Origin of the sequence: Pseudomonas sp. PLMAX (assembly GCF_046042685.1) — a bacterium.
In the GTDB taxonomy this organism is placed as follows: domain Bacteria; phylum Pseudomonadota; class Gammaproteobacteria; order Pseudomonadales; family Pseudomonadaceae; genus Aquipseudomonas; species Aquipseudomonas putida_AE.
This window is the reverse complement of sequence record NZ_CP064949.1, coordinates 3,261,858-3,274,700: the sequence shown is the minus strand read 5'-3', so window position 1 is coordinate 3,274,700 and position 12,843 is coordinate 3,261,858. Positions and strand designations below refer to the sequence as shown.

The 12,843-nt window shown below is 57.2% G+C and carries 14 protein-coding genes and 1 riboswitch; of the genes, 13 read left to right on the top strand and 1 reads right to left on the bottom strand.

Going from position 1 to position 12,843, the window contains the following annotated elements:
* Positions 1–14 precede the first annotated feature (14 nt).
* Complete coding sequence (locus DKB71_RS15215) at positions 15–1,442, bottom strand: APC family permease (RefSeq protein ID WP_408600913.1); 1,428 nt, start codon at positions 1,440–1,442, stop codon at positions 15–17.
* A 435-nt stretch (positions 1,443–1,877) separates the two neighbouring features.
* Between DKB71_RS15215 and DKB71_RS15210 the strand changes: the two genes are divergently transcribed.
* The 13 genes from DKB71_RS15210 to DKB71_RS15150 all read left to right on the top strand — a co-directional run bounded on the left by DKB71_RS15210 (position 1,878) and on the right by DKB71_RS15150 (position 12,813).
* A complete protein-coding gene (locus DKB71_RS15210) occupies positions 1,878–2,693 on the top strand; it encodes a transcriptional regulator (RefSeq protein WP_408600912.1) in 816 nt (271 codons plus the stop codon).
* Positions 2,690–3,172 (top strand): hypothetical protein, encoded by a 483-nt coding sequence (locus tag DKB71_RS15205; protein WP_274076273.1) that lies wholly within the window; start codon positions 2,690–2,692, stop codon positions 3,170–3,172. Before DKB71_RS15210 ends, DKB71_RS15205 begins: the two co-directional genes overlap by 4 nt.
* 153 nt (positions 3,173–3,325) lie before the next feature.
* Complete coding sequence (locus DKB71_RS15200; RefSeq protein WP_408600911.1) at positions 3,326–3,598, top strand: hypothetical protein; 273 nt, start codon at positions 3,326–3,328, stop codon at positions 3,596–3,598.
* Between the two features lie 83 nt (positions 3,599–3,681).
* Entirely contained in the window at positions 3,682–4,053 is a 372-nt protein-coding gene (locus DKB71_RS15195) for a hypothetical protein (protein ID WP_323606066.1), read from the top strand.
* A complete protein-coding gene (locus DKB71_RS15190) occupies positions 4,050–5,036 on the top strand; it encodes a helix-turn-helix domain-containing protein (protein ID WP_323627101.1) in 987 nt (328 codons plus the stop codon). Before DKB71_RS15195 ends, DKB71_RS15190 begins: the two co-directional genes overlap by 4 nt.
* A gap of 271 nt (positions 5,037–5,307) precedes the next feature.
* Positions 5,308–5,808 carry an outer membrane beta-barrel protein gene (locus DKB71_RS15185; protein WP_323627100.1) on the top strand — a complete coding sequence of 167 codons (501 nt, stop codon included), beginning with the start codon at positions 5,308–5,310 and terminating at the stop codon, positions 5,806–5,808.
* A 137-nt stretch (positions 5,809–5,945) separates the two neighbouring features.
* Entirely contained in the window at positions 5,946–7,118 is a 1,173-nt protein-coding gene (locus DKB71_RS15180; RefSeq protein ID WP_408600910.1) for a DUF1624 domain-containing protein, read from the top strand.
* A gap of 33 nt (positions 7,119–7,151) precedes the next feature.
* A riboswitch (cobalamin riboswitch) is annotated at positions 7,152–7,347 on the top strand.
* A gap of 137 nt (positions 7,348–7,484) precedes the next feature.
* Positions 7,485–8,498: an ABC transporter substrate-binding protein gene (locus tag DKB71_RS15175; RefSeq protein ID WP_408600909.1), complete on the top strand. Its 1,014-nt coding sequence runs from the start codon at positions 7,485–7,487 to the stop codon at positions 8,496–8,498.
* Complete coding sequence (locus DKB71_RS15170) at positions 8,495–9,511, top strand: FecCD family ABC transporter permease (RefSeq protein ID WP_408600908.1); 1,017 nt, start codon at positions 8,495–8,497, stop codon at positions 9,509–9,511. The genes DKB71_RS15175 and DKB71_RS15170 overlap by 4 nt, the downstream gene beginning before the upstream one ends.
* Positions 9,508–10,299 (top strand): ABC transporter ATP-binding protein, encoded by a 792-nt coding sequence (locus DKB71_RS15165; protein WP_408600907.1) that lies wholly within the window; start codon positions 9,508–9,510, stop codon positions 10,297–10,299. Before DKB71_RS15170 ends, DKB71_RS15165 begins: the two co-directional genes overlap by 4 nt.
* Positions 10,300–10,322: 23 nt before the next feature.
* On the top strand, positions 10,323–11,657 hold the full coding sequence (locus tag DKB71_RS15160; protein ID WP_408600906.1) for an OprD family porin: 1,335 nt from the start codon (positions 10,323–10,325) through the stop codon (positions 11,655–11,657).
* Positions 11,658–11,765: 108 nt separating this feature from the next.
* Positions 11,766–12,374, top strand: coding sequence for a trimeric intracellular cation channel family protein (locus DKB71_RS15155; protein WP_323606086.1), 609 nt, complete (start codon positions 11,766–11,768; stop codon positions 12,372–12,374).
* A 73-nt stretch (positions 12,375–12,447) separates the two neighbouring features.
* On the top strand, positions 12,448–12,813 hold the full coding sequence (locus tag DKB71_RS15150; RefSeq protein ID WP_408600905.1) for a hypothetical protein: 366 nt from the start codon (positions 12,448–12,450) through the stop codon (positions 12,811–12,813).
* Positions 12,814–12,843: the final 30 nt, after the last annotated feature.

Sequence of the window (12,843 nt, the reverse complement as noted above, 5' to 3'; positions counted from 1 at the left end):
TGTTTTTTAAAAAATCAGGACTGTTGAGCCTTGGAAAGTACCGGCTTCCTGGAGACACGCGATTGCCAGACCAGGATCAGTGCGCCAGACAGTATCGTCAGCGCGCCCAGGTACCAGGCCGTGTATTGATCCTCTGGCGAGACCGGATTGGCGCCGGCGGTGTAACCGATGTATCCCAGGACGAGAATGGCGAGAGTTGCAGGGATCGCCAGTGCGAACGCGATTGCCAAACGCTGACGGCGGAACGTCATGACAATGAAGGCAGCAATGGCAGCCATGTAGGACATCACCAGCGTGATAGTCACCACGTCGTAGTACCAGACGATCTTGTCCAGCGGCTTCCACCACAGCAGTGCAATGGCGACGGCCGCGACGATCACGCTGGCGAGCCAGGGCGACTTGGTCTTGTTGACGGCACTGAGCGCCAACGGCAGATGCCCTTCTTCACTCATGCGATAAAGCGTGCGCGCCGCTGCACTCGAAGAGATCTGCATGCCGGCACAGGCCGACGTAATCACCACGAACAAGGCAATCCAGGCCAGGGCTGGTGGCAAGTAGACGTTTGCCACCGCGGCGATTGGCCCACCGTTGCCGTCCTCGATGATGGCCGCCAGTGTCTCCACGGGCACGGCGTACTGCCAGCCGATGGCCGCGAGGGTGTAGATGACGAAGGCGGACGTCAGCACGAGCAACATGGAGCGTTGCACGGTACGAACCGGAATCCGCGACTCCTCGATGTAGTTGATTGCCGAATCGAAGTTGGCGAGCATCCATACACCGAACAGCACCCCTGGCCCGATGGCTGACCAGCCGTCCGCCCCTTCTGGCGTGTACATGGACAGCACCGACAGGTCCGGTACCTGAGGGTCGATGATGCCCATCAACCCGAGCCCGGCAACGACACCGATCTCGAAAATCAGGAAAATGCTGGCAATTTTCGCGGTGGCATTGACGCCCTTGCAGGAAATGGCCAGGAAGACCAGGACCATGCTTGTGCCAATCAGTTTGGCGTTGAGCGCACCCGCCAGGGCCGGGAACAGCGCCTGGATATATTCGGTGCCGATGATTGCGCACATGGCCATTACTGCCGTACAGGCAACGGAGTAGGCCCAGCCGAGAATGGTCCCGACGCTGGTATGCAGGAAACGCGAGGTGAAGGTAAAGACGCCGCCGGCCGAGGGGGCCTGGCGAGTGAGGGAGATCATGCAGAACGCCATGACCAGCATGGGGAAGAAGTACGCAATCAATATGGCCAGCGGCGCATGGTGGCCCGATATCGAGTAAAGAATCGACATCGAAGAGGCGGCAATCCAGCCCGGAGCATTAAAACCAAGTGCGGAAAACGTAACATCCCTGGTTGTGAGCGTCCCCTTGTTCAGCGCTGTATCAAGTTCACGAACAGTTCCGTCACGGTCATAACCGATGATTTCATAGAAGTTCATTTATCAGGCTCTGATTAATAGCTATAGAAGATCTTGTAGCGTCAAACCGTGGGAATCGGTTTGAACGCCGCTCTTATTATTCAACTATGCAAAATGCAGATACTCACAACCCGAACAGGCTAAAAACAAATAGCTTATTCAGAGTTGACTTGCAGCTTTGTTGTTTTTATTGCTGTGGTTTTTAAACCTTTGAATGGGTGGCCAGTATAGAAACAGCCAAAAAAAACCTACCATCAGGAATTTCCGATCTTTGCATCTGAATGGGCGAAGTAAGGCTCGCCCACCTTGCAGTTTTCGGATAGCGCCGGTCACTCGATCCGCGCATCATCACCGCCCCCGCTCATAGCCGTTCCCTTCGACAAGAATGCACTGCGTCAAATCGGCCTCTGAAACCGTCTCTATACTCAGCCAGAACCACCTGAACGGAGGACTCCCATGCGCTACGCCTTCACATTGAAAAATGGTGCCATGGCCCTTTTCGATCCAGACACCGCCTTGCTTACCCTCACCACGCCCCATGGAGAAGTACAAAGCACTACGATAGGCAGAGCAGAATCGCGCCTACTGGAGCTGCTGCTCATGGAGCCCGGCCAGACTAAAAGTCGTGAAGAGATCATCGACTACACCTGGAATGACCGCGTCGTCGCCTCCGGCAGTTTGAACCAGGCAGTTTTCTCCCTTAGAAACATTCTCAATGACAGTCGTGATCACGAGATTCTGATGACGGTTCCGCGAAGAGGTTATTGCTTCAACCGTCTTTATGTAGTCGATGTCCCCACAAATCCCCCAACACCCTCGGAAGATGTTGCGCCTGTGCTCGCCGTTGAAGAGCCGGCGGCGTTCGGGAATGACGATCTTGCGGTGCCTTCAGCAAAGACCAGGAAATCAACTTACCTGACAAAAGCCCATTTAATCGGCTATGTGCTGACCTTGGCAGTCTGCGCCTACACGGGTTTCCACTCAGGTTTCGACACATCGAAAATAGAAGTCTCCACCCTCAAACAAAATGAACTGGTCATCCATGCATTAGGCGAGAGTGTCGCCGAAGCTGAATCGCTGAGGGACCTCTCGGCGACCCAGGTGCAACAGCTACCGCCAAACTTGAAAGGCGAAGTCTGGTTGAACCTGTTTAAAACAAACTACTCTGTTTCGTGCGTTCGTCCGGATCTAAGCACTGCAAACCTGCAATTGAATAGCGGGCAAAAAGACCTTGCCCCGATGATCCGGCAATGTTTGGAAGCCACCCTATGAAGTCAATGACCTCTTCAACTGTTCACTGGATCGTGCTTGCAATCATCAACGCCGCCTGTGTCTTTTCCCTGACCTATTCGCCCTCTTATTACATGGAAAATATCAGTTATCAAACCATGACTCGTCAATGGCTGGAGGACTCCAATCAACTCAATACCGAAGAGTACCTGACCATCGGCCATGGCCGACTGACACAAACCACGATTGAAAGCCTGAACGGAAAGATTCGTAATGCAACCATCTCGGCGCAGATTGTCCGGGAAAGCAAACACCATGTGCAAATAAAGATCAGCAACGTCAAACTCAGCCAGGACACTGAATTATTCGCCATTGAAAAGACGCCGGATCTGTTTTTCAGGCGTCAATTCGTTCTACAGGAAGGCGCCGTTCTCAACTATGAGTTGCTCCCCACCTCCAACAAAAACGCCGTATGCTTTTATGTACATGACATTGGCCGCTTGCGCTGCATGAATCACTGAGACATCTGCAACCCATCACATCAGAACAAAAATAATAATTACTAATTTGAATCAAACCCCCTCCCCCCGCAACATCCCGCCTTTGTAGCGCTCGAAGTCGTTCCTGCTGACATCAGCGTTGAAAACATACATTTTCCGCGAGTCATCAAATCAATGATAACCAGGATCCTGGCAGCTCTAGCGCTGGCTGCACTATCGTTTGCTGCAGCGGCACACAATGAATATTCGGTCGGCAGTACGGAAATCGAACTCTACGAACTGGAATTGAGCCCGAACGAAACAATCAAGCTCAAGCACTTGAAAATCTACTCTGAAAAGCAAGCCCATGACGATGAAGACGCTTTTGACAACGCCTTGCCTGCCCCGCCACAAAATCAACAATCGGAGTCACGACCTGTCGCTGACTCCAGTTTGAGCGAAATATGAGTTTTTGACTTCAACCAGCATCGTGGGAGCAGGACTATCCGCAGGCACTGCCTGAAAACATCATCAACAAGGAACGCACGTCAATGCTGCTAAGAAACCTCGCTACCGTATCCTTTGGTGTATTGCTGTCTCTCAAGGCCTTGGCTGATGACAAGGAACTCTATGGCGCCGACCTGACGCGTCTTGAAAGCAACACGAACAAGCTGAGCGATGAAAAGTCCGATTACAGGATTGTCACAGCCTATCGTGCTGAGGATTTTTTTGCTTTTGATGCGGCAGCCATCGGCCCGGCCAGCCAGAAAACCGCGATCTTTGGATCGAACCTGGCACCCGATAAACTTCAAGGCCTGGTGGAGTTATCCTCGAGCGACGCGTACGTCTTTACTGCGGCATTGTCGATGCCTGAGAAAAACCCGGGCACTGTCCAATTAGCTGAAGAGCAATCTATTCCATGAGCATCATGATCCCTGATGAAGTCTTTCACGTAACGGCCACGCCTGCGGACCAAACCGATAGAACAGTTGGCCGTTGGCAGCTGAGCCTCGCCCCGTTGGAACACGAAGCAAACATCAGGCAGCACAAGCTCTTTCAGGGTTCCAGGCTGCAATGCAGTCGTCTGGAGTTTGACTCAACCGTCACCTTGATGGGTTGTGTCCCTCAGGGCTTTGTAACCCTTGCCATTTCACAGGCTTTGGTGGGTCGACCCACGGTCAATAATCATCATTTGTGGCCTAACGAAATCATCGTGTTGTATAGCGGTGAGCCCGTGCACTACACCTGCGAGCCGAATGAAACGCTTTTCACCCTGACCACGACTCTCGAACATTACGTACATTGCCTTGGAAACCATTCTTCCATCGATATGCTGCGGGATAGAAAGGAGCAGCGCTTTCAGGTTGCACATTACCAGTTGGTGCAATCCGCCATTCAGGCGATCAACGCCTACTCCATGGACGCCACCCCGCCTCGTTTGCAACCGCTCAGCTGCGCTGAAACTTCAGCGGCTGAAAGTGCGTTGCTGATTTCTCTGCTACGGGCCCTGATACCTGTTGGCCGATCCGCGCTTACTCCCCCGCGAAGAAGAAAGATCGCAATAGAGGCCATGCAATACATTCATGAAAACACCAAAAAATCCCTCAGCATGAAGGCGTTGGTCAAACAACTGCAAACCACAACTCGCAGCTTGCACCATGGCTTCGTCGAAACATTCGGGATTTCGCCGATCGCTTACATCAAGAACCTGAGACTCGCTCGTGCCCGTCGGGACTTGATCCGCAACACTTGGCCGACGGTCACTGAAACCGCCATGTATTGGAATTTTCACCATCTGGGCCGGTTTTCCAAAGCGTATCAGGATGCTTATGGAGAAACCCCCTCGGAAACGGCCAGGCGTAACTCTGCAAAACTGGCCACGGCCGCCAAAAATAACAATCAATAATTTTCATCCAACAACCTGAATGGTCAGCATGCTTGTTTCTACCCAAGGGGATAAGCATGCGCTATCGACTGAATTCGCTTCCACTCAAACAGAAAGTCATCTTTTGCCTGGCCGCCTATTTATCGGGCGTTGCCTTAGCCTGGTTGGTTAACACCTATCAAACCCTTTGAAGCCATTCATAAATATCAATCAATGACTTCAATCATTCTTCACGCTCATTCAAATTCTCGGCCAACACCCATCGACAACCCGTAGAAGGACCCTGCCTCACATGCTATTTCGAAACCTTGGCTTCGTTTCACTGCTTTCGTTACTGTCTTTTCAGGCGCTCGCTGATGACAAAGGTTTATATCTTGGCGCTGGCGTCAGCAGCATTGAAACCGACAAAGTCCATTTGAACGATGAAGACACCAGTTATAAGGTTTTTGCAGGTTATCGACTCAACGGCTATCTGGCCTTCGAAGGCGCCTTCGTTGATCTCGGCCAATTCGAAGACAGCAATCTGGATTTCGACGGTAAGTCTGTCCAGGCCAGTGCCCATCTCGGCTTTCCGTTGGGAGACCGAGTGCGCGTATTCGGCATTGTCGGTGCCCATGCCTGGGATGCTGACGGCAATGCCGCCGATGACGATACGGGCGTGGACCTGACCTACGGTGCCGGCGTTGAACTCGATGTATTTCGCAACATCGGTGTCCGCGCTGAATATGAAGTACTGCAGGTCGGCAACATGGACCTGAATCAAACAACGGCATCCGCTTATATTCTCTTCTAAACCCCTCCTGAATTGAGCGGCCTTGCGGGTCGCTCAACCTCAAGCCTTCATCCCCCCGCTGTCTTGCCCTGTTGACCTCTTTTTTTTGCCCGGATTAAATGTTATGTTATATCAATACTCACGGACCGCGACTTTCAATGACAAACCTTGTTCAAACCCCACCCATCACCAGCGTTAGCCAACGCCTGATGTCCATCGACGCCCTCAGGGGATTGGTGATCATCTTCATGCTGCTGGATCACGTGCGCGAAACCTTCTTCCTGCACCGCCAGGTCACCGACCCGATGCTCATCGACAGCACTGAACCGACGTTGTTTTTCAGCCGCACGCTCGCCCATTTGTGTGCGCCGGTGTTCGTCCTGCTCACGGGCTTGTCTGCGTTTCTGTACGGTGAAAAGCATCAGGGCAAGCACGCCGTGTCGACCTTTCTGTTCAAGCGTGGCCTGTTCCTGGTGGTGCTGGAGTTCACCCTGGTGAATTTCGCCTGGACCTTCCAGTTCCCGCCCACCGTGATTTACCTGCAGGTGATCTGGGCGATCGGCGTCAGCATGATTGCCCTCGCCGCACTGGTCTGGCTGCCGCGACCCATCCTCTGCGGCCTGGGGCTGATCATCGTGGGCGGGCACAATCTGCTCGACTCCCTGCACTTCCCGGTCGGTTCGGCGCTGCACATCCCTTGGGCCATTCTGCATGATCGCGGCTGGATCGAATTCTCCGACAGCCTGCGCCTGCGCACGTCGTACCCGGTGCTGCCGTGGATCGGGGTCATTGCCCTGGGTTACAGCATCGGCCCCTGGTTCGCCCGCCCCGCCTCGACCGCCCTGCGTCAACGTTATCTGTTGCTGGCGGGGGCCGGCGCACTGATCGGTTTTGTCCTCCTGCGCCTGGCGAACGGTTATGGCGAGGCACACTGGGCGGTCCATGAAAGCACCACACACACCCTCATGAGCTTCTTCAACATCACCAAATACCCACCTTCCCTGCTGTTCCTGTGCCTGACGCTGGGCATTGGGCTCTTGCTGTTGCTGGGCTTCGAGCGGGCCCGGCAACACAAGTGGATCAGCACCCTGGCGGTCTTTGGCGCGGCACCGATGTTCTTCTACCTGCTCCATCTTTATGTGCTGAAAGTGCTGTACCTGGTCAGCGTGGCGTTGTTCGGTCTGAACCACGGCGACTACTTCGGGTTCGATGGCATTTGGGCCGTGTGGCTGACTGCCGTGCTGCTGGCTGCGGCGCTGTATCTGCCGGTGCGCTGGTTCGCCGCATTGAAGGCGCGTCGGCGTGATATCGGCTGGCTTAAATACTTCTGATCAGGAGATGGGTTCGCCTCGGGCGGCATGATCGACTACCATGCCGCCGCCGGTTTCCACATGGGATTAATAGGGAATCCGTGATGCTGCCAACGCATCAAACGGAACTGCCCCCGCAACTGTAGGTGCTGAGCCTGCTCCTGAATTGCCACTGGGATCGAATCCCGGGAAGGCTGGAGCAGGCGATGACGCACCAGTCAGGAGACCTGCCGGCCAAGCAACAATCACTAACCGGCGGGGTGTCCGGGGAGGACATCCTTGTGCGCGCGTCACCCAGGTGACGGGCCCTGCTCTGCCTTTTCGGCAGCGTTCGATGATGTGTTTCCAGACCCTTGCGCCGAGTACGGTTCAAATGGAGATTGCATCATGCTGCTGCCCCGCTTTGTCGCCCTCGTCACGGGCCTGGGTCTAACTTCCCTCGCCTGTGCCTCCCCTACTCATTACCCGCTTACAGTCGAGAACTGCGGCAGCACGCTGACCTTCGCCCACGCCCCTGCCCGGGCGGTGACCATCGGCCAGGCCGGCACCGAGATGCTCTTCGCCCTGGGATTGGGCGACAAACTGGTCGGTACTTCGCTGTGGTTCAATGATGTGCTGGCTCAGTACAAGGCGCAGAACGACAGGATCGAACGCCTGGCCGATAACGAGCCGAGTTTCGAATCGGTGATCGGCAAGCGCCCGGGGCTGGTCGCCGTGGAGCTTGAGTGGATGGTTGGCCCGCAAGGCGCAGTCGGTACTCGCGAGCAGTTTCACGAGCTGCAGATTCCCACCTACCTGATGCCCTCGGACTGCGAGTCCAAGGACAACCTGGTGGGTGCTGACGGTACTCGCCTGCAGCCGTTTCGGATTGAAAGCATTTACAAAAGCGTCACCCAACTGGCCGAGATCTTTGACGTCCAGGCCCGTGGGCAACAGCTGAACGCACAACTGCAGGCCAGCCTGGCCAGGTCCATGGCCCTGGTGCAAGGCAAGGACCTCAAGCACACCAGCGCGCTGGTCTGGTTTTCCAGTGCCAGCCTGGATATCGACCCCTATGTCGCCGGGCACAAGGGCATTCCCGACTTCATGCTCAACACCCTGGGCGTGCGCAATGTGGTGCAGTCCGACGAAGAGTGGCCAACCGTTGGCTGGGAAACCATCGCCAAGGCCAACCCGACGTTCCTGGTGATCGCGCGCATGGATCGCCGGCGCTTCCCCGCTGACGACTATCATAAGAAACTGCAATTCCTGCGCAGCGATCCTGTGACCCGCAACATGGACGCGGTGAAAAACAACCGCATCATCATCCTCGACGCCATGGCCATGCAGGCCAGCCTGAGAACGTTCGAAGGTCTCGAAGCGCTGGCCACCGCCATCAACGGCTACGACCTGCCGCAATGACCAGGACGCTGATTCGCACCCTGCTTGCGTCGCTGATACTGCTGCTGGCCGTGACCGCCGGTGTGGCCATCGGTGAAACCAACATTGAATCGGCGGTGGTGTTCCAGGTGCTGGCCAACAAACTGTGGTCTGCAGGTTACGCCCTCGATCCCATCGACGAGGGCATCGTCTGGAACTACCGCCTGACCCGCGCGCTGGTGGCGGCGGCTTGCGGTGCGGGCCTGGCGACTTGCGGGGTGATCCTGCAATCGCTGCTGCGCAACCCCTTGGCCGATCCCTACCTGCTGGGCATTTCCGCAGGGGCCTCGACGGGCGCGGTGCTGGTGGCATTGCTGGGCTTTGGCGCCGGAGCGATCTCGATGTCGGCCGGGGCGTTTGCCGGGGCCGTTACAGCCTTTGCCGTCGTTGTCTTGCTCGGCCGGGCCAGCGGTTCGCCTGGCAGCACCTCGCAGATCATCCTGGCGGGGATCGCCGGTTCGCAGCTGTTCAATGCGCTCACGGCGTTCCTGATCACCAAGTCGGCCAGTTCCGAACAGGCCCGCGGCATCATGTTCTGGTTGCTGGGCAATCTCAGTGGCGTGCGTTGGCCTTCGGTGTGGCTGGCGGTGCCGGTTGCGCTCGCCGGCCTCGCGGTTTGCCTGTGGCACCGGCGTGCGCTGGATGCCTTCACCTTTGGCGCGGATTCTGCGGCCTCGCTCGGCATCGCAGTGCGTCCCGTGCAATTTCTGTTGATCGGTTGTGCCGCCCTGGTGACGGCGGTGATGGTGTCGATCGTCGGCTCCATCGGTTTCGTTGGATTGGTCATTCCCCACGCCGCCAGGCTGTTGCTGGGCACTGGGCACACGCGCCTGCTGCCGGCGAGTGCGCTGGGTGGCGCGGTGTTCCTGATCGCCGCCGATGTGCTCTCGCGCACGCTCATCAAGGGCCAGGTGATACCGGTCGGTGTGATTACCGCATTGGTCGGCGCGCCGGTGTTCGCGCTGATCCTGGTCGGTCGGAGGAATGCCCGATGAACGCGGCTGCACCTGTTCTGCACGACCCCGTGCTGAGTTGCGCCGGTGTCGGGTTCTCGATCCGCGATGCCGAGTTGCTGCGCGACATTCACCTGGACATCCACCCCGGCGAGACCCTGGGCCTTGTGGGGCCCAACGGTTCGGGAAAATCCACGCTGCTCAAACTGCTGGCCGGCGTGCGCAGCCCCAGCCGGGGGGACATCCACCTCAATGGCCAAAACCTCAAGACCCTGTCACGGCGAACCATCGCGCAAACCCTGGCGGTGGTTGAACAACAGGCCGACACCCTGGATGCGATCAGTGTGTTCGATGCCGTGGCCTTGGGCCGAACGCCGTGGCTGTCGGCCCTGAGTCCGTGGTCGGCTGTAGACGATGACATCGTCCATCAGGCCTTGCGCGATGTGGATGCGACTCATCTGCGGACCCGCACCTGGCGCAGCCTCTCCGGTGGCGAGCGCCAGCGCGTGCACATCGCTCGCGCCCTGGCCCAGCGCCCGCGGATCCTGCTACTGGACGAACCGACCAATCACCTGGACATCCAGCATCAGCTGGCGATCTTGCAGGTTGTTCACGCGCTGCCCGTGACCACCGTGATTGCCCTGCACGACCTCAACCAGGCACTCACCTGTGATCGTTTGGCCGTTCTGGAAAAGGGCCGCCTGGTGGCCCTGGGCAAACCGCTTGATGTGTTGACCCCACAACGCCTGCTGGACACCTTCGGCGTCCATGCGCACTACCTCATCGACCCCTTTGACGGCGCGCAGATCCTGCGCCTGCGTTCATCCTGATCTTGTTTGTGGACACCGCGAAAATGCCTACCCGATCCGCCTTTCTCCTCGCCCTGGCCAGTCCATTCACGCTGGCTGATTCGGCGCAATCGCAAGCCAATGGCTTTGTCCAGGACAGCGCCTGGAGTGTGCTCAATCGCACGGTCTACGACCATCGCGAGTACCGTCATGGCGCCCGCAACAGCGCTGCGCGTAACGCCTACAAGCCGCGTGACGAGCGTAATGGCTACGCCGAGGAATGGGGCTACGGGCTGATGGGTACGCTGCAATCGGGCTTCACCCAAGGTCTGATCGGGGTGGGTTTGGATGCCCATGCCTATCTGGGCATACAACTGGACAGCGGCGGTGGCCGCGCAGGGAAAGCGCGATTGCTTGGGCTCGACAACCAGGGGCATCCCAAGGACGAGTTCAGCCGTGGCGGTGCCGCGATCAAATTCCGCGCATCCTCGACAGTGCTGAGCTACGGCGAGCAGCGGGTGAAAACCCCGGTGTTCAGTTCATCCGACAGTCGCCTGCTGCCGGAAACCGCCACCGGCCTGTTCCTCACCAGCAACGAGTTCGCGGCACTGAAGCTGGTGGCAGGACACTTCACCGAAAGTACCGATCGAAATGCCAGCAGTCACGACCAGGGCCTGGTGGTCAATTACTCCAACGCCTTGAAAGGCAAGACCTTCGATCTCGCGGGCGTGGTTTTCGCACCGGCAAAGAACCTGAACCTCAGCCTCTATTCATCGCGCTACGAGGACACCTGGAACCAGCATTACCTGGGTGGCACCTTCCTCCAGCCGCTGGGTGAACAGCGCTCGTTGGCATTCAACCTCAACCTGTACCGCACCACTGATGAGGGCAAGTCGTTATCCGGCAGGATCGACAATACCACCTGGAGCCTGATGTCCACTTACACCCAGGGCCCCCACGGCTTCAGCCTCGGATATCAGCAGGTCGATGGAAACACGCCGTTCGACTACGTCACCCGTGGTGCGATCTTCATCAGCAACGCCGTCCAGCTCTCGGACTTCAACGCACCCAATGAACAATCCTGGCAAGCCCGCTACAATCTGGATGCCAGCCTCTGGGGGTTGCCGGGCCTGTCCATGAGCGCCGCTTATGTACGCGGCAGTCAGATCGATGGCAGCCACGTCGACCCGCAAGGTGGTTATGCCTATCTGGGTTATGGCGAAGGCGGCAAACATTGGGAGCGCGACCTGGAGATGCGTTATGTGGTGCAAGGTGGCGCGGCGAAAGGCACCACGTTGTCGCTGCGACACAATGTGCATCGGGGCAATACGGCCCAGGCAGAACTGGACACGGACCAGATACGCCTGGCGGTCGAATACCCGCTGACAGGCAGGTTGTGAAAAGGTCGGATATCGTTGTGACAAGCGCAAATCCGGGCTTGCACTGAATTACACTCAGGAGGCTGCTCGCAGGCGCATTGGCCAGCCGCCACCTGAAAGGAATACCAGATGCTTTATTTCCAGCAAATGTTGGGCATTGCCGTGTTTTCCATCACCGGCGTGCTGGCAATCAAGAAAGCCGATGTGGATTTATTTGGTGCCGTAGTGCTGGGGATCATCACCGCCATTGGGGGTGGCACGATAAGGGACCTGCTGCTCGATCTGCCGATCTTCTGGATCGCCGACTTCAACTACATCTGGGTCGCCCTGTTCGCTGCGCTGTTGGCGTTCTTTTGCACGCAACGCCTGCAACGACGTTACCGTATCCTGCTGTATCTCGACGGTCTGGCAGCGGCGCTGTTCGGCTTGTCGGCCACCGAAAAAGTCCTGGCCTTGCAGCTGGCCGCCCCCCTGGCAGTGATGATGGGCGTGCTGACCAGCATCGGCGGCGGTATCGTCCGGGATGTCCTGGCTGGTCGGGTTTCGCTGCTGATGTCGCGGGAGATCTACGCCACGCCCATTCTGTTGGGCTGTACCCTCTACGTGCTGTTGCGAGACGTGTTCCCAACCATCTGGGTCGCCGGCTGGATTGCCTTGATCTTCACCTTCGGCCTGCGGTTTTTGGCCATTTACAAGCATCTGCAGATGCCGGCAATCTTTTCCACCCGGCAGGGATGATTCGTCGGTAAATTACGACCAGCGATGCAGCCAACGCTGGAATGGACCCTCTCCACTACAAGGACGCGACATTATGGAAATCCCCTTTTCTCAACTCAGCGAGCGCTTGCACGATCGCCGATTTACCGTAGCGGGCAACACCCATGGGCTATCCGGCGCAGGCACGGTATTTCATTACGAGGTCGAGGGCGATGCCATTTTGGGGACTTACCAGGGCGGCAAGATCCGCATGGGCCACCAAGTCGGCCGCGTGACAGGCCCCGATACCATCGAGCTGCTGTTTCATTGCCTGACCACGGAGGGCGAGATTCTTTCCGGCTGGTCCCGTGGCACGGTGGGCGTTGATCACACGGGACATACCACGCTGGCCTTCGTATGGGGCTGGTTGTCGGGTGCGACTGGTGGTGGCGAGTCGAGCTATGTCGAGCTTGCTGCGTAGCAAACTGCAAAAACCAGTCATGCCCTGATC